The organism is Lysobacter sp. Soil_C_15 (assembly GCF_057657315.1).
Window position 1 is genome coordinate 122,771 of sequence record NZ_JBDGIR010000003.1, and the last position, 16,842, is coordinate 139,612.

Here is a 16,842-nt window from a genome sequence, read left to right on the forward strand (position 1 = left end):
CGCCGCCGCATGCGTATCCGCGACCACCGCGCCGACGACGAACCTGAGATCAACCTGGTCCCGCTGATCGACGTGATCCTGGTGCTGATCATCTTCTTCGTCGTCACCGCGACCTTCGACGCGCGCTCGGTGCTCAAGCTCGAGCTGCCGCGCGCCACCGGCGAGCCGGCCGGCGACGCCAGCAAGGCGCTGATCGTGCTGGTCAACGCCGAAGGCCGTTACTTCGTCGGCGACCGCGAAGTGCTGCGCGACGACCTGGAATCGCTCAAGACCACCATCGCCGAGGTCGCCGGCAGCGACCGCGACCGCACCGTGATGCTGCGCGCCGACGCGCGCACCCCGTACCAAGCCGTGGTCACCGTCTACGACGCGCTCGGCCAGCTCGGCTTCCGCCGGATCATGAACGCGACCGCGCCGCCGCAACCCAGCGCGGCCAAGCCGGCGCCGGGGGCCGCGCGGTGACGGCAACCGCCTCGCCCTGGCAGACGTATCGCCGGTTGCTGGAATTCTCGCGGCCCTACCGCGGACTGCTGTGGATCGCGGCGCTGGGCATGGCGATCGAGGCCGGCGCCGGCGCGGCGTTCACCAAGCTGATGGAGCCGATCGTCAACGAGACCTTCATCGCCAAGAACATGGCGGTGGCCTTGTGGCTGCCGGCGGCGATCGTCGGCGTGTTCGTGCTGCGCGGCGTGGCCGGGTACCTTACCGACTACTACATGGCCAAGTCCGGCCGCGGCGTGGCCCGCGACCTGCGCGTGCGGGTGCTGGACAAGTACCTGCGCCTGCCGGGTTCGCGCTTCGACACCGAGCCGGTGCCGTCGATGCTGGTGCGGCTGGGCTCGGACAGCGACCAGGTCGCCCAGGCCGCGGTCGACGCGCTCAAGGTGATGGTGCAGAACTCGCTGCAGGCACTGGCCCTGTTGGCGGTGATGATCTGGACCAACTGGCAGGTCACGATCGCGGTGGCGGTGATGGCGCCGCCGCTGGCCTGGGTCATGGACAAGGTCGGCCGCCGCTATCGCCGGATCAGCCACCGGATCCAGGAGAGCGGGGCGCAACTGCTGGTCTCGGCCGACCAGGCCCTGTCCAATCAGCAGGAAGTGAAGGTCTATGGCGCGCAGACCTCCGAGCTGGCGCGCTACGGCGCGATCGCCAACGACTACCTGCGGCTGAGCCTGAAGGTCGAATCCACCCGCAGCATCGCCTCGGCCATGGTCCAGCTGATGGGCGCCACCGGGCTGGCGTTGCTGCTGCTGGTCGCCGGTTACGAAGCCTCCGCCGGCCGCCTCAGCGCCGGCGGCTTCGTCGCCCTGATGATGTCGATGATGGCGATGATCCCGGCCCTGCGGCAGCTGACCAACGTGCAGAACATGCTCCAGCGCGGCGTCGCTTCGGCCGAGCGCCTGTTCGAGGTGCTGGATGCGGCCGAGGAGCCGGACCAGGGCGAGCGCGCGCTCGCCCGCAGCCAGGGCCTGATCGAATTCCGCGCCGTCACCGCGCGTTATCCGGGCCAGGCCCAGCCGGCGCTGGCGGACATCAGCTTCGTCGCCAAGCCGGGCTCGGTGACCGCGATCGTCGGCCGTTCCGGCAGCGGCAAGTCCAGCCTGATCAAGCTGATCCCGCGCTTCTACGATCCCGAGGCCGGGCAGATCCTGCTCGACGGTCATCCGCTGTCCGAGTACCGGCTCGCCGACCTGCGCCGGCAGATCGCCCTGGTCGGCCAGCAGGTGATGCTGTTCGACGGCACCATCGCCGCCAACGTCGCCTACGGCGAAATGCAGGACGCCGCCCCGGCCGCGCTGGCGCAGGCGATCCACGGCGCCAACGCCGCCGAATTCGTCGACAAACTGCCCGACGGCGTGAACACCGCGATCGGCGCCAAGGGCGGCAAGCTCTCCGGCGGCCAGCGCCAGCGCCTGGCGATCGCCCGCGCGATGCTCAAGGACGCGCCGATCCTGATCCTCGACGAAGCCACCGCGGCGCTGGACACCGAGTCCGAGCGCCTGGTCCAGGACGCGCTGGAACGGCTGATGCCGGATCGCACCACCCTGGTGATCGCGCACCGCCTGTCGACCATCGAACATGCCGACCAGGTGCTGGTGCTGGACCAAGGCCGGATCGTCGAACGCGGCCGCCATGCCGAATTGCTGGCGCAGGGCGGCTTGTACGCGCACCTGCACCGCATGCAGTTCCGGGACGGCGAATGAGCGGCGCCGAGCGCCGCCCCGGGGTGCCCGGGTTCTGGTACGACGACCTGCCGGTGCCGGTCTCCGCGCGGCTGCTGTCGGGCCTGTACGGCGCGCTGACCGGCCTGCGCCGCGGCCTGTACCGCAGGGGCCTGCTGCGCCGCCGCCACCCCGGCGTGCCGGTGGTGGTGGTCGGCAACATCACCGCCGGCGGCGCCGGCAAGACCCCGCTCAGCATCGCCCTGGTCCAGCGCCTGCAACAGGAAGGCTGGAAGCCGGGCATCGCCAGCCGCGGCTACGGCCGCGACGAGGCCAAGGCCGCGCGCTGGGTCGAGCGCGACACCGATCCGCGCCTGGGCGGCGACGAGCCGGTGCTGATCGCGCGCCGCACCGGCGCGCCGGTGCGGGTCGACCGCGACCGCGCCGCCGCCGCGCGCGCGCTGGCCGAGGCCGGCTGCGACGTGGTGGTCTGCGACGACGGCCTGCAGCACTACCGGCTGGCGCGCGACATCGAGATCGAAGTGATCGACGGCCGCCGCCGCTACGGCAACGGCCAGCTGTTGCCGGCCGGGCCGCTGCGCGAGCTGCCCGAGCGCGCGGCGGCCTGCGACTTCCGCGTGGTCAACCTGGCCGGCGCGGCCGGCGATCCGGCGGCGAGCGCCGGCTTCGGCGAATGGCCGATGCGGCTGATCGCCGACCAGGCCCTGCCGCTGCTCGGCGGCCGGCCGCTGCCGCTGGCGTCGTTCGCCGGCCGGCGCGTGCACGCGGTAGCCGGGATCGGCGACCCTGAGCGCTACTTCGCCATGCTGCGCGAGTTCGGCATCGCGGTGGTTCCGCACGCCTTCGCCGACCATCATCGCTACGTCGCCGAGGACTTCGATTTCGGCAGCAAGCTGCCGGTGCTGACGACCGAGAAGGACGCGGTCAAGCTGGCCCTGGACGGCGCCGACGCGTTCGTCTCCGAGCAGCACTACAGCGTGCCGGTGCGGGCCGAACTGCCGGAGGCGCTGTGGGTGGCCCTGATCGACAAGCTGGCCGCGCACCGCCGCCGCTGAGCGCGGACGCCGCCACGGCGCGCCGGCGCCGCTAGACTGCGTCCTATCCGCCGCAACCCGCGCCTGCGCGCCGCGGCCGCACCGTTTCGCCCCGGAACCGAACATGAGCCAGGACTTCGTCGTCGCCATCCCCGCCCGTTACGCCGCCTCGCGCCTGCCGGGCAAGCCGCTGCGCCTGCTCGGCGGCGAGCCGCTGGTGCTGCACGTCGCCCGCCGCGCGCTCGCCGCCGGCGCGCGCGAGGTCTGGATCGCCACCGACGACGAGCGCATCGCCCGCGCCCTCGACGGCCAGGGCGTGCGGGTGGCGATGACCTCGCCCGACCACGCCTCCGGCACCGACCGCCTGGCCGAATGCGCCGACCAGGCCGGTTGGAGCGACGACACGGTGGTGGTCAACCTGCAGGGCGACGAACCCTTCGCGCCGGCGGCCGGCATCGCCGCGACCGCCGCGACCCTGCGCGACAGCGGCGCCGAGATGTCGACCCTGGCCACGCCGATCGACCAGGTCGAGATCCTGCTCGACCCGAACGCGGTCAAGCTGGTGCGCGCCGGCAACGGCGACGCGCTGTACTTCAGCCGCGCGCCGATCCCGTGGCCGCGCGACGCCTTCGCCAAGGACCGCACCCGCATGCCCGGCGGCGGCGAATGGCTGCGCCACATCGGCATCTACGGCTACCGCGCCGGTTTCCTGCGCAAGTTCGCCAAGCTGCGCCCGGGCCGGTTGGAGCAGGTCGAGTCGTTGGAACAACTGCGCGCGCTGGAAGCCGGCTACCGGATCGCGGTCGGGATCGCGCCGGAACCGTTCCCGCCCGGAGTCGATACCCCCGAGGACCTGGCCCGCGCCGAGGCGCGTCTGGCGGCCGGCGCCGCGGCAGGCGAGGGCGGCTGAGCATGCGCCTGCTGGTGGTCTGCCTGGGCAACATCTGCCGCTCGCCGGTGGCCGAGGGCGTGCTGCGCGCGCGCATCGCCGCGTCCTCGATCGCCGGCCGGGTCGAGCTGGATTCGGCCGGCACCGGCGACTGGCACATCGGCGATCCGCCCGACCGGCGCTCGATCGCCAACGCCGCCGGCCACGGCATCGACATCGCCGGCCTGCGCGCGCGCCAGCTCCAGGCCGCCGACTACCGCCGCTTCGACTGGCTGCTGTGCGCCGACCGCGCCAACCTGCGCGACGTGCGCGCCCGCGCGCCGCGCGATGCAACCGCGCAGAGCGCCTTGTTGCTGGACTGGTGCGGGCTGGGCGAGGGCAGCGAAGTGCCCGATCCCTACACCGGCGGGCCGGACCAGTTCGAGCACGTGTTCCAGTTGCTCGACCGCGCCGCCGACGGCGCGATCGCGCGCCTGCGCCAGGAACTGCGGCTGGGCTGAGCGCCGCCGGGCCGGAAAGAGCTGCGCCGCTCGCGGCCCGGTTCCGCAACGCGGATTGGGCGAATCCGCACATCGCCCAACCGGGCGTGCGCGGTCGAGCCGAGCCCGCCGCCCGAGGTGCCGGCGCCCTGGATGCCCGCGCCCCGGGCCCGGTCTACGCTCGATGATCGATGGTCGATGGTCGATGGTCGATGGTCGACGGCCGTCCCGTCCGCTGCGCCGCCTACCCGACAGGTTCAGCGCCGCATCCCGGTCGCGGCCCTTGCACTCGCGCATAATCAACCCAATTCATGCTCCGTTCCCGCCTGAACCCGCTTCGGACTCCCGCCCGCCGCCTGCCGCCGCCGATGCCTGTGACGCTCTCCGCCGCCATGCTCCCGAACGACGCCCTGCTGCGCGCGCCCGCCGCGGGGGCGCGGCGCGCATGAGCCAGGCCGCCGCGCCCGCGCCGTTCGACGGCAAGGCCTTCGTCAAGCAGCTCAGCACCGCGCCGGGCGTGTACCGGATGATCGGCGCCGACGAGAGCGTGCTCTACGTCGGCAAGGCCGGCGCGCTGAAAAACCGCGTCTCCAGCTATTTCAACGCCACGCCCAAGTCGGCGCGGATCATGTCGATGCTGGCGCAGACGGCGCGGATGGAAGTCACCGTCACCCGCACCGAGGCCGAGGCGCTGATCCTCGAGAACCAGCTCATCAAGTCGCTGAAGCCGCGCTACAACGTGCTGCTGCGCGACGACAAGAGCTACCCCTACGTGCTGATGACCAACGAGGCCTGGCCGCGCATCGCCATGCACCGCGGGCCGCGCGCGGTGCCCGGGCGCTATTTCGGCCCCTACGCCAGCGTCGGCGCGGTGCGCGACACGCTCAACCTGATGCACAAGCTGTTCCGCCTGCGCAGCTGCGAGGACAGCGTGTTCCGCAACCGCTCGCGGCCTTGCCTGCAGCACCAGATCGGCCGCTGCAGCGCGCCCTGCGTCGGCCTGGTGCCGGCGCGCGACTACGCCGAGAGCGTGCGCCGCTCGGGCCTGTTCCTGGAAGGACGCAGCGACGAGCTCACCGACGAGCTCGGCCGCGACATGGAAGCGGCCAGCGCGCGCCTGGACTTCGAGGACGCCGCGCGCCTGCGCGACCTGATCGCCAGCATCCGCAGCCTGCAGGCGCGGCAGTACGTCGACGGCCGCGCCGCCGACCTGGACGTGCTGGCGGTGGCGATGCAGGGCGTGTCGGCCTGCGTGCTGCTGCTGGCGTTCCGCGACGGCCGCAACCTGGGCACGCGCGCGTTCTTCCCGCAGACCCGCGGCAGCGACAACCCCGAGGAAGTGCTGACCGCGTTCGTGTCCCAGTACTACGCCGAGCAGCCGCCGCCGGGCGAGATCGTGCTCGACCGCGACCTGCCCGAGCGCGAACTGCTCGAGCACGCGCTGTCCAGCTCGGGCGAGCGGCGGGTGCAGATCAGGCACAACGTGCGCGGCGAGCGCGCCGGCTACCTGGACATGGCCCGGCGCAACGCCGAGCTTTCGCTCGGCACCGAGCTGACCAGCCACGCCGCCCAGCTGGCCCGCGCCGAAGCGCTGCGCGAGCTGCTGCGCATGCCGGCCCTGCCGGGCCGGATCGAGTGCTTCGACATCAGCCACACCATGGGCGAGGCGACCGTGGCCTCGTGCGTGGTGTTCGACGCCGAGGGCCCGGTGCGCGGCCAATACCGCCGCTACAACATCGCCGGCATCACCGAGGGCGACGATTACGCGGCGATGAACCAGGCGATCTCGCGCCGGTTCCGGCGCGCGGTCGAGGAAGACGGCGTGCTGCCCGACATCCTGCTGATCGACGGCGGCGCCGGCCAGGTGGCCCAGGCGCGCGCGGCGCTGGACGAGTTGGGCGTGGAGGGCGTGATCCTGGTCGGCGTGGCCAAGGGACCGGCGCGCCGGCCCGGCGACGAAGAACTGCTGCTGCCGGACGGGCGCACGGTGCGTCCGGGCGCGGAGTCGCCGGCCCTGCAACTGGTCCAGCAGGTCCGCGACGAGGCGCACCGTTTCGCCATCACCGGCCACCGCGGGCGTCGGCAGAAGGCCCGCAACAGCAGTAGGCTGGAGGACATCCCAGGCATCGGGCCGCGCCGGCGCGCTAATCTGTTGCGGCACTTCGGCGGACTGGGCGGGCTCAAGGCCGCCGGGGTCGAGGAGATCGCGCGGGTGGAGGGCGTCAACGAGGCCCTGGCCGAGCGCATCTACGCCGCCCTGCACGGGCTGGAGGCGCCGGCCGAGCCGGCCGCCGCGGCGACGGCGGGGCGGGGCAGGAAACAACGGGGCGCCGCCGACGCGGCGCCCGACGGCAAGCGGAGCGAGCGATGAAGTTGACCATACCCACCATGCTGACCCTGGCGCGGATCGTCCTGATCCCGGTGCTGGTGGTGGTGTTCTTCCTCGACTACCCGTGGGTCAACCTCGCTGCCGCGTCGATCTTCGCCTTCGCCTCGATCACCGACTGGCTCGACGGTTGGATCGCGCGCCGCTACAACCAGTACTCGGCTTTCGGCGCCTTCCTCGACCCGGTCGCCGACAAGCTGATGGTGGCGGTGGCGCTGCTGCTGATCGTGCAGAAGCATCCGACGGTGTGGATGACGTTGTGGGCCGCGGTCATCGTCGGCCGCGAAATCGCCGTGTCGGCGCTGCGCGAATGGATGGCCGAACTGGGCCAGCGCGCCGCGGTCAAAGTGGCCGCGATCGGCAAGATCAAGACCATCGTGCAGATGGTCGCGCTGGTCTGCCTGTTGTATCAGGAATCGTTTTTCGGCCTGCCGATCTTTCCGATCGGCGAATGGTTGCTCGCCGCGGCGGCGTTGCTCACTTTGTGGTCGGGGCTGGCGTATTTGCGCGCGGCATGGCCTATAATGCTCGCCGACGAGAACAAGCCTTCGACCTGATCGGCAACGAAACGGTCGACGCGCAACGGATCCGGACACGGAATCGCGGCGCGGGGCGGTCTAACCGGCCAAACCGGTTTGACCGGTTCCGGAACGGGTCCGGCGCGGTCCCGGGGCGTGAAGAAAGGTGTTGACACTTTCGCTTCCATGCCTAAAATATCGCTTCCTCAGCGGGAATAGCTCAGTTGGTAGAGCACGACCTTGCCAAGGTCGGGGTCGCGAGTTCGAGTCTCGTTTCCCGCTCCAGATTCAAAGCGGTTTCGGCAACGGAATCGGTTTAGAAACCAGGCCCCTTCGCGGGGTCTTGTTTTTTCAGCGAAGGCGGGCAGAGATTGCAAGCCGTCGCGACCGCAGGCAGTATGCTGTGGCGAGTCACCGGCCGGGTGGCAGAGTGGTTATGCAGCGGACTGCAAATCCGCGTACGCCGGTTCAATTCCGACCTCGGCCTCCAAATCGGGCGCATCGATCAGACCAAGGGTCGGTCCGCCGCAGTAAGGAAAAGCGGTAAAACAAAGTTTCAGCGGGAATAGCTCAGTTGGTAGAGCACGACCTTGCCAAGGTCGGGGTCGCGAGTTCGAGTCTCGTTTCCCGCTCCATATTCTTCGCCGCCTCCGGCAGCGAACGCCCAAGCCCCGCGATGCGGGGCTTTGTCGTTTTGGCGGCTATGGTTCTTGCAGCAATCCGATTCGCCAGGGGCCGGTCTCCGCGCCTGGTTTCCGCATCGCATCGTCCCTGCGGCGGAGCGGCCGCAGCTTCGCTTGGCGACTGCGGTTTTCGCTGCGGTCAGGTTCGCGGCGGCGGGCTGGCGCATACGGTTGCCGCATAGGCCTGCGGCACGGCGCGCGAAACTGCGGCGCCGCGCTCGGGCGCGGCCATCGTGTGCGCTGCCTGCCATTGGCTCAACGAACCCGGCCGGCCGCAAGCGGGTCGCAACCGCGGCGACGCGAATCGACTAGCGTCCGCGTCTTCGCCGCACTCGCCCGCGAACGCACACAAGGACCGCCGCATGCCCACCGCCAATCCTGCTCTTGCCAACCCCGGTCTTGCCAACCCCGCTCTCGCCGGCCACGTCTTCCTCGGCGAGATGCTGGAGGACGATTATTTTCCGCCGCACCTGGTCGAACGCGGGCAAGCGATCCTGGCCGAGCTGTGCCTGAGCATCGAACGCGATCGCCCCGCCGACCTGGCCGCGCTGTACGCGCGTACCCACGCCGCGACCGAGCGCTTCAACGCACTGGGAGAAGCGTTCGACGCCGCCGGCAGCGAGATCGAGACCGTCGCCCGCGAAAGCATCGGCGCCGACTTCGCCCGCATCGCCGCCGCCTACGGCTTCGACGCCGACATCGAGGAACTGATCGCCCCGCGCGAATGGTGAGCGCCGCCGTCGCGCGGTGCCCGGCGACCCGCGGCCCGGCCCCAGGTCCGGATGCGGTAAGCTAAGCCGGTCACCGCATCCTGCCCGGATGGCGAAATCGGTAGACGCAGCGGACTTAAAATCCGCCGGCTTCGCGGCCGTGCCGGTTCGAGTCCGGCTCCGGGCACCACGAACAGGCAGCAAGACCGACGACCGCGGCGCCTTGGTTGTCTATCCAGCACCACGGCCCGCCATCGAGCGGGCTTTTCGTTTCTGGCCTCTGTGCCTCGGGGCCGCTTCGCGTTCGCCGCTTCCGCGCATGCGTCTGGGGTTGGGCGCGAAAGCCATCGCGACGCGCGTTGGACCGCTTCCAGGCGCTCGCACCGCCGCTTACTGCATCAGCTTCATCGCCCCGGTGGCTTGCGCCTGCTGGCGTTGCTGCTCCTGATCTTGCGACTGCTTCTGGGTTTGTTCCTGGTTGAACTGCTGGCTGTCGCGCAAGGTGTCGCGCAGTTGCGGCGCCTGCTGGGCGAGGTCCACGGCGGTATGGAAGCCCGGCACGGTGCGGCCGATCCACAGCGTGTCGCCGACCAGGCCGACCGGGCCGATGCGGTCCGCGTCGGGGATGCCGTTGCGCTTGGCCGCGAGCATCGCGGCGGCCGCGTGCTCGTCCGACAGGCTGGCGGGAACGGCGGCGCGGATCTTGGCGATCATCGCCTGGTCCTCGCGCGAGAAGCGCGACAGGCCGAAAGCCGGCTCGGGCTCGGCGGGCGGCGGCACGCGCTGAGGTGGCGGGTCGGGCGCGGCCGGCGCAGGCCGTTCTGCGGACTCGGGCGCCGTCAGCGGCGCCGCCTGGCGGGCGCCGGCCAGCACCTCCTGGCGCGCCTGCAGGATCTCTTCGCGGCTGGTGACGGCGACCAGCCGGTTCACGCCCTGGGCGTCGCGCTGGTAGTGGGCGATGGAACTGTCGGCGCCATAGGCTCCGTGGCTGCGTTGCAGTTGCAGCGCGCCGGGCCCGTCGATGCCGTGCGCGTCGCGGGTGCGTTGCACCGCCAGGGCGATGGCCTGCTGCCATTCGGGACTGAGTTCGGTCCTGTCGGCGGTGACCCGGTACTGGTGCAGCAGATGGTTCCGCTGGCGCTGTTCTTCGCTGGGCGCGGGCCTGGCGTCGAGCGCGGCGATACGCGCATCGAGCTGCTGCAGCGAAGGCTCGCGCGCCGAGCGGGTCAGCTCCAGTTCCAGCGCCAGATTACCCTGCGCCACCCGGCCGGCGCCGGCCCATTCCCCGTCCGGACTGCGCCGATAGAGCTGGCCGTCCGAGCCCAGCACCTCCTCGGGCCGCGGCCGCGCCGATTGCACGGCCGCCGGCACCGCGACGAAGTCGCTCGAGCGCTGCGCGGCGTAGTTCTCCAGGTAGGCGGCGGCGACGGCCTCGCGGCCGTTGCCGATGTTGTGCTGGATGCGCGCGACCGCTTCGCGGTTCAGCTCCATCGCCCGTTCCGGAGCGGCGACCTGTTGTTCGTAAACGCCGCGATCGTTGGCGCCGGCGACGCCGGTCTTGACCTGGCGCTGCCACTGCTCCGTCGCCGGGTCGCGGCGCCAGTTCGGGTTGTCCAGGCCCGCTTGGTCGTGCGGGCCGGCCGGAATATCGAACGGATCCTGCGGCCGCGGCACCTTGCCCAGGGCCAGTTCCACCGCCGTGACGCTGGCTCGGGCGCCCAGCTCGCGCGCCTTGTCGTAGTTCGCGCCCAGCGTGCCTTCGACCGGGTTGTCGCGGCCGTCGGCGCTGCGGTCGATCAAGCCCTCGCGCACCCAGTTGCGGCCATTGAATTCCCACGCCACGCCCTGCCGGTCGGTCTGATGGGTGATGTCGTGGTTTTCTTTCAGGTCCACGGCCTTGTCGAAGGCCTTGCTCATCAGCATCGCGTCGGCGACGACCAGGGCCGCGGGCACGTAGCCCGAGGTGCCGACCGCGTAGGCCGCGGCGCTGCCGCCGACCCAGCCGCCGAGATTGCGCGCCGCCGCATGGGCGGCTTCGGACCGCGCGGCCGTGGGATTGTCCTGCTCCAGCAATTCGGCGACGCGGCGGGTGCTGGCGGCCACGTCGACCCCGCTGGCCAACAGACCGCCCGAGCGGATCAGGGTGTTTCTGGGGACCTCGCCGATCAGCAATTGGGCGGAGGCGAAGCCGCGCTGGCCGTTGGGGCCGCGCAAGGAGGCTTCGCCTTCGGGGAGATCGGCGGGGGCGGGGGAGAGGGTGGGGTCGAACGAGTTGAGGCGGGTGCTCTTCTGGAAATGATCCTGTTGGCGGTAGCCGGCTAAATGCTGTTGGTACTGGGCCTCAGTGATGATGCCATCCCGGTACGATTGGTCCAGCAACTCGGCGGTAGTCCTGAGTTGCAGGCCAGGCAGCTCCCGCTGGAGTTGGCGCCGTATCTGCGGCGAAATGAATTGCCCGTCATCAGACCAGATGACGACGTTGCGACCTTCAGCATGCTCGCGAGCTGCGATTTCGAGCAGGGAGCGTTCGCCTGCATTCTTTGTAAGCCGCTTGAGCTCCTGAGGATCGGTAGCATCCCTCAATTGTTGCTCTGTTTCGGGTGTGTCTAGAGCTCTGATATCGCGACTGGCGAGATAATCAAGGAGGTCCCGCTCAAGAGGGCCTTTTTCAATTTCGATTTCGACTAGTCTGGAGATGGCGAGCTTAAATCCCTCGTTTTCAGCGAGCTTGATATATGCATCAAGTAGATCCGGGCCTCCCGCGCGATAGGCAAAAACCAAGCTGCTGGTGTCAGCAAGAAGATATTTCGCGGCCATCAGATCCTCCTTGATCAGGCCAAAATCGACCTGGCATGATGACGAAGCTTCCTGAAAAGTCCGCTGCAGTCAGCCGAGCTGAGATCGGGCATCCAATCCCAGATCAAACGGCGAACATCCCAGGTAAGCGCTGTGTCAATCTCATTGAATTCCTTTTCCTGCCTTAGGAATTCAGCATAGTCCTTCGGCTTTTTTTCTCTAAAGTATTGTATGAAGGCGAGTACTTCGTCGTCTTTCCATTGTTTCAGTCGGGCCTGTTCCTGCTTTGCCAATACGTAGTCGGTGACGATTAGCTCGTAGATGTCCTCGTCGCTCGCTCGCCTAATGCCGGGGCCTGTAAGGGCTCGGATAACTTTTGCTTTGAGCTCTTCATCTTCTAATGCATCAATTTTCGCTTGTACTTCAGAAGTGATGGGCACGACACGGATCCTTTAAGAGTTGACGGTTAACGTATCAAATGTATTTGGGTTGAATTATTGATTTGGTCATATTTTTGTTTATAAAGTAATGCCCAGCAGGGGCATGCATTCATTTCGCCTGCCTCGATCGGATCAATGCCACTTGAGGTAGTCGCGTAGCCTGCCGATCAGCATCTTGTGATCGGAGGAGCTTAGCTCCAGGACCCATTCCCTCAGCAGGCGAGACACGTCCCAGCGCAGTTGCGGGGCGATCTCGCTGGATTCCTTCGCCTGGCGCTGGAACTCGGCATAGTCTTGCGGCCGATGTTCGCGGAAGTACTCGGCGAAACGCACTTCCCCGTCGATGCGCCATTGCTCCTTGTCGCCCCATTCCTCGAGGTAGGACCGCTCGATTTCGGCGTTCTCGTGTTCGGAGGCGACCAGGGAGTAGATCGCGCTATCGAGAGTGTGGCCCCGCCAGGGGCATGAAAGCAGGCGCAGGACTCTGGCTTTGACCTCGGCGTTCTCGATGGCGTCGATCTTGCTTGCAGTAGATAGGAGTCTAGAAGCTCTGGACCTCCCGCACGATAAGCAAAAACCAAGCTGCTCGTGTCGGCCAGGATATAGTTCACGGCCATATGACCCTCCTTGGTCAACTCAGATGCGAATTTACATGGTCGCGAAATTTGCTGAAGAACTCATCGCAGTCCGAAAAGCTCAAGCCTGGCATCCACTCCCAAATCAAGTGGCGAACCTTTAAGGCAAGCTCTGCATCTATTTCGTTGAATTCCTTTTCCTGCCGAAGAAATTCAGTGTAATCGTTGGGGCTCTCTTTTTCGAAGTGTGACGCGAAGGCTTTAACTTCATCGTCTTGCCATTCTCTCAGTCGAGCTCGGCGGTCTTTTGCCATCTGATAGCCAAGCATCATGGAATCGAAGATTTCCTCGTCAGTCGCCTGTCTGTTCCCGGGTCCCGATAGAATGAAGAGAGTTCTCTCTTTTAGCTTTTCGTCCTCCAATGCGTCGATCTTGGCTTGTAATTCAGGCTCGATGGGCATGTCGTAAGCGCTCGCGGATTTATTTGCTTTGGCAGAGCGGTTGTGACGTCAGGAACGGCGATCTGTTCGGCAGTCGATATCTGGCTGCTAAGTCTGCTCCGGTGGCGAGGATCTGACATGGCGGCGAAATTTCCTGAACAGACTGATATTGTCCGACTCATCCAGGCCGGGCATCCATTGCTTTATCAAGGTGCGGACGTTCCAGGCGAGCACTGATTCGATTTCATTGAAGTCCCTTTCTTGCCGCAAAAATTCGGAATAGCTTTCTGGCTTTTCCCCTTTGAAATACTGCGCGAATGCGGTGACTTCTTCATCCTGCCAATTTCGCAGCTTGTCCTGCTGGGCCTGGGCCCTCATGTAGCTGTTGACGGAGTTCTCAAATATTTCTTCATCGCTAACCTCCTTCTTGGCTGGACTTGTAAGCAGGTGAAGAATTCTTGCTTTGAAATCCTGGTCTTCCAGAGCATCGATCTTGGCTTGCAGTTCAGGACTGATGGGCATGGCATGGACTCTTTAGGGTTCGATGGCTCGTGCTTGGCTGGCGTTCGATCTGGCGGTCGCGATGGTCGAGTGCCCCGTTCGTAGGGCGTTTCTAGCGATCTCTCGCATCCATTTCACCCACCTCGATCGGATCAATGCGACTTGAGGTAATCGCGAAGCCTGCCGATCAGCATCTTGTGGTCGGAGGAGCTTAGTTCCATGTTCCATTCCCTCAGCAGGCGAGACACGTCCCAGCGCAGTTGCGGGGCGATCTCGCTGGATTCCTTGGCCTGGCGCTGGAACTCGGCATAGTCTTGCGGCCGGTGTTTGCGGAAGTATTCGGCGAAACGCACTTCCCCGTCGATGCGCCATCGCTCCTTGTCGCCCCATTCCTCGAGGTAGGACCGCTCGATTTCGGCGTTCTCGTGTTCGGAGGCGACCAGGGAGTAGATCGCGCTATCGAGAGTGTGGCCCCGCCAGGGGCATGAAAGCAGGCGCAGGACTCTGGCTTTGACCTCGGCGTTCTCGATCGCGTCGATCTTGGCTTGCAGTTCCGGATCGACGGGCGTGGTTCGTTGCCAAAGACTCCGGTCGGTCTCGTCCGCGACCGGCGCGGCGGTCTTGAGGTGGTTGCGGTACTGGCGGAACAGCCCCTTGATCTCGACCATGGTCGAAACCGGCGCCCAACATGCCAGCAGCCATTGAAGACTCGAGGCGAGTTCGGGTCCGATCAGGCTGGGATCCTGCTGCCGCAGCAGTTCGGCATGGTCTTCCGGCCAGGTTTCGCGGAAGAAGCGGGTGAACTCCGCCAGCTCGTCCTCGCTCCAGCTCTCTACCCCGGCCAGTTGCTGTTTGGCCAAGGCGTCGGCGGACAGCACGATCTGGAAGGTCGCCTCATCGTCGGCGCGCCGGTGCGCCGGCGCTGCGAGCACCCAGCGCAATCTGTCCCTGAGCGGTTTTTCTTCCAGTGCGTCGATCCTGGCCCGCAGTTCTGGGCTGATGGACAGGTCCGTGGCCTGGCGTTCGAGCGCGGACTCGCAAAAGGTGGTCTCGATGTAGGTGCGGAAGTCGCCGAACAGCTCGCCTGCGTCCAGGAAATAGTCCAGCTTCGGAGCCCATGTCTCTATCAATCGGTCGACGTCCCAGCCGAGTTCTGCATCGATGTGGTTGAACTCTCTCTGCTGGTGGAGGAAGTCGGCGTAGTCCTCCGGGCTTATCACGCTGAAATATTGCGCGAAGGCGACCACTTCGTCGTCGCGCCACTTGCGTGTTCGGGCCTGTTGTTCCTGACACGCCTTGTGATTGGACACCATGTTTTCATAGATATCCTCGTCGCTGGCCGTCCGTTTTCCGGGGCCGGTAAGCACACTCAGAATTCTGTCCCTGAGCTTCTCATTGTCGAGCGCATCGATCTTAGCTTGCAGTTCAGGGCTGATGGCCATGGCTGGGTTCGGGGAAGCGGGGGAGTTCATGCCTATCGTCCTAGGAAGCCATCGCTCTGGGTAGTCGCTGAATGTGCTTAGTGGCCTGCCCATGCCGCACTTTATCCGTGCGCAGACGGGGTGTCGGTGCGGCGCACGACGGACGTCGTCGCGCCGCGCGTGTAGGCGGCGGTGTGGTGGTGCGAGCGTCGTGGCGATGGGGCATGGACGGTCCTTGTCTGCTCTGTGCGGCGGCCTCGTCGCGCATCCTGCGCAGCGGCGAATGGGTTTGTTATCGCACCTGGGCCCGGCGCTCAGGCCAGGCGGGGCGCCGGTGGCGGGCGCCCGCGTTGTTCGACGGTTTCAAGATTGGCCGCTGGGTGGAGCGAACGTCAAGTCGCGGCCTGGCGACGCGAGCGGCGTCCGGCCGAAGCGCGATGCGATTTCCAGGTTGGCGTCGCCGGCGTCGCAAAACGCAGGCGATGGTTCCTGTTGATCGCATCGCTCAGCCGAGTTCGGTGCGCCGTCGGATTTCCCTGCGTCGCTAGCGGTTCGCTTCCAGCGCCTACCGCTTTGGCGCCCAAACCGACGCCAGCTCAGCTGCGGCAACCGCCGCAGCAGGCGTTTGCGCTTTGCGGCTTTGCGCTCGGGTTGCCGATCGCGGCATCGACCACCGCGACGACGTCATAGCCGGCGTCGCCGAGCGCATCGCTGGCGGCGGCTGGGCTGAGATCGGTGTTGGCGATCGACACCGTGGCCGCGGCCAGATCGACTTCGACCTCGGCCGCGGCGTCCAGCAGGCGGATGGCGGAGGTGACGGCGACGATGCAGTGGCCGCAGCTCATTCCTTCGACGATCAGTTTCATGGCGGTTCCCGGTAAGCCGGCGGTGCGCCGGCGCTGCCAGCCTCGGGCTTGCCACGATGGCAAGGTCAAGCCGCGATCCGCACCGGTCCTCGGTGCTCACCCGGGCTCGCCGCATTCGAAATCGGCGGCGCCCATATGCTCGAAGCCGATGAAGGACACCGAGGTCACCCCGCGGGAGGGATCGCTGGCGCGCTCGCCGACGGCATCGTCGTTGCTGAGCGGATACTGCACCGAGGTGTCCATCAGATGTTCGGGCAGCGCGGCGTTTTCTGCGTCCGAAAGCCGGAACGCGTCGGTGCGCGGCAGGCGGAAGACCTTGCGCACCTGCGCTTCGTTCCAGGTGCCCTTGAGGGTCACGGTCACCTCGCGCAGCTCTTCGTGTTCCCAGTCCAGCTCCACGCGGGTGGCGAGCGGGTGCACTTTGCGGGCCGCGCGGTCGGGAAACGCCGGCCCCTCGTAGTAGGGCTCGGTGTTGCGGCACGGGTCGCCGCCGTTCTTGTAGTTCTTGGTCGCGCAGTTGAAACGCGGGTCGCGGTGGCCGAAGGTCTTTTCCATATAGCAACCGAACTGGGTCGAGGTCATGCGCGGCCACTTGCTCAGATCGATGATGAGCGGAGGCAACTCGGCGCTGCGCGCGGAAGGCGCGCCGGTCATGGCGGCAATGGAGAGGAGGGTCGCGGCGACGGGCTTGGACAGGAGGTTCATGGGGAGAGAAGGGGCGGAGTAATTTGCGGGATTGCGCGTCGATCCGGGCGGCTCGGCGACGTCGCGGAGCTTGCCAGTCCTGCAGGCTCGCGCCTGTTTTTGTTTGAAACCGCAGGCGCCGTGCGGGCGATCGCGGCCCGCGCGCCGATCGGAGCGCCGACACGCCGGAGCGCAGCGCCAGCCGATCGGCGAGCGCCGCCATTGCCGCATCCG

15 protein-coding genes, 4 tRNA genes and 1 pseudogene are annotated in these 16,842 nt (G+C 67.2%); 12 read left to right on the forward strand and 8 right to left on the reverse strand.

The genetic code is table 11. The features are described from left to right. Nucleotides 1-9 precede the first annotated feature (9 nt). The 12 genes and pseudogenes from AC3A57_RS08480 (at nucleotide 10) to AC3A57_RS08535 (ending at nucleotide 9,075) form a co-directional block, all read left to right on the forward strand. The gene (locus tag AC3A57_RS08480; RefSeq protein WP_487578513.1) at nucleotides 10-462 is read left to right on the forward strand and encodes an ExbD/TolR family protein; all 453 of its coding nucleotides are present in this window, start codon (nucleotides 10-12) and stop codon (nucleotides 460-462) included. Beyond that, on the forward strand, nucleotides 459-2,207 hold the full coding sequence (gene msbA / locus AC3A57_RS08485; protein WP_487578514.1) for a lipid A export permease/ATP-binding protein MsbA: 1,749 nt from the start codon (nucleotides 459-461) through the stop codon (nucleotides 2,205-2,207). Before AC3A57_RS08480 ends, msbA begins: the two co-directional genes overlap by 4 nt. Next, nucleotides 2,204-3,241, forward strand: a complete 1,038-nt coding sequence (gene lpxK, locus AC3A57_RS08490) for a tetraacyldisaccharide 4'-kinase (protein ID WP_487578515.1) — start codon at nucleotides 2,204-2,206, stop codon at nucleotides 3,239-3,241. The genes msbA and lpxK overlap by 4 nt, the downstream gene beginning before the upstream one ends. Nucleotides 3,242-3,344: 103 nt before the next feature. Beyond that, a complete protein-coding gene (gene kdsB, locus AC3A57_RS08495; protein ID WP_487578516.1) occupies nucleotides 3,345-4,130 on the forward strand; it encodes a 3-deoxy-manno-octulosonate cytidylyltransferase in 786 nt (261 codons plus the stop codon). A 2-nt stretch (nucleotides 4,131-4,132) separates the two neighbouring features. Beyond that, the gene (locus AC3A57_RS08500) at nucleotides 4,133-4,609 is read left to right on the forward strand and encodes a low molecular weight protein-tyrosine-phosphatase (RefSeq protein ID WP_487578517.1); all 477 of its coding nucleotides are present in this window, start codon (nucleotides 4,133-4,135) and stop codon (nucleotides 4,607-4,609) included. A 424-nt stretch (nucleotides 4,610-5,033) separates the two neighbouring features. Beyond that, nucleotides 5,034-6,866 (forward strand): annotated as a pseudogene (gene uvrC, locus AC3A57_RS08505) (excinuclease ABC subunit UvrC); the annotation flags it as partial. Nucleotides 6,867-6,955: 89 nt separating this feature from the next. Then, entirely contained in the window at nucleotides 6,956-7,531 is a 576-nt protein-coding gene (pgsA, locus tag AC3A57_RS08510; protein WP_487578518.1) for a CDP-diacylglycerol--glycerol-3-phosphate 3-phosphatidyltransferase, read from the forward strand. Between the two features lie 170 nt (nucleotides 7,532-7,701). Beyond that, nucleotides 7,702-7,777 (forward strand) — tRNA-Gly (locus tag AC3A57_RS08515). 131 nt (nucleotides 7,778-7,908) lie between these two features. Next, nucleotides 7,909-7,982 (forward strand) — tRNA-Cys (locus tag AC3A57_RS08520). Between the two features lie 69 nt (nucleotides 7,983-8,051). Then, nucleotides 8,052-8,127 (forward strand) — tRNA-Gly (locus AC3A57_RS08525). A 410-nt stretch (nucleotides 8,128-8,537) separates the two neighbouring features. After that, entirely contained in the window at nucleotides 8,538-8,906 is a 369-nt protein-coding gene (locus AC3A57_RS08530; RefSeq protein WP_487578519.1) for a DUF5713 family protein, read from the forward strand. An 82-nt stretch (nucleotides 8,907-8,988) separates the two neighbouring features. Then, a tRNA-Leu gene (locus AC3A57_RS08535) sits at nucleotides 8,989-9,075 on the forward strand. 200 nt (nucleotides 9,076-9,275) lie between these two features. Here the strand turns inward: AC3A57_RS08535 and AC3A57_RS08540 are convergent. The 8 genes from AC3A57_RS08540 to AC3A57_RS08575 all read right to left on the reverse strand — a co-directional run bounded on the left by AC3A57_RS08540 (nucleotide 9,276) and on the right by AC3A57_RS08575 (nucleotide 16,839). Next, nucleotides 9,276-11,702, reverse strand: coding sequence for a hypothetical protein (locus AC3A57_RS08540; protein ID WP_487578520.1), 2,427 nt, complete (start codon nucleotides 11,700-11,702; stop codon nucleotides 9,276-9,278). 14 nt (nucleotides 11,703-11,716) lie between these two features. Further along, nucleotides 11,717-12,121 (reverse strand): hypothetical protein, encoded by a 405-nt coding sequence (locus AC3A57_RS08545; protein WP_487578521.1) that lies wholly within the window; start codon nucleotides 12,119-12,121, stop codon nucleotides 11,717-11,719. A gap of 132 nt (nucleotides 12,122-12,253) precedes the next feature. After that, nucleotides 12,254-12,454: a hypothetical protein gene (locus tag AC3A57_RS08550; RefSeq protein ID WP_487578522.1), complete on the reverse strand. Its 201-nt coding sequence runs from the start codon at nucleotides 12,452-12,454 to the stop codon at nucleotides 12,254-12,256. Nucleotides 12,455-12,752: 298 nt separating this feature from the next. Further along, on the reverse strand, nucleotides 12,753-13,157 hold the full coding sequence (locus AC3A57_RS08555) for a hypothetical protein (protein ID WP_487578523.1): 405 nt from the start codon (nucleotides 13,155-13,157) through the stop codon (nucleotides 12,753-12,755). An 87-nt stretch (nucleotides 13,158-13,244) separates the two neighbouring features. Beyond that, nucleotides 13,245-13,658, reverse strand: a complete 414-nt coding sequence (locus tag AC3A57_RS08560; protein ID WP_487578524.1) for a hypothetical protein — start codon at nucleotides 13,656-13,658, stop codon at nucleotides 13,245-13,247. Between the two features lie 131 nt (nucleotides 13,659-13,789). Continuing rightward, a complete protein-coding gene (locus AC3A57_RS08565) occupies nucleotides 13,790-15,079 on the reverse strand; it encodes a hypothetical protein (protein WP_487578525.1) in 1,290 nt (429 codons plus the stop codon). A gap of 575 nt (nucleotides 15,080-15,654) precedes the next feature. Beyond that, a complete protein-coding gene (locus AC3A57_RS08570) occupies nucleotides 15,655-15,993 on the reverse strand; it encodes a heavy-metal-associated domain-containing protein (protein ID WP_487578526.1) in 339 nt (112 codons plus the stop codon). Between the two features lie 27 nt (nucleotides 15,994-16,020). Continuing rightward, complete coding sequence (locus AC3A57_RS08575; protein ID WP_487578527.1) at nucleotides 16,021-16,839, reverse strand: hypothetical protein; 819 nt, start codon at nucleotides 16,837-16,839, stop codon at nucleotides 16,021-16,023. Nucleotides 16,840-16,842: the final 3 nt, after the last annotated feature.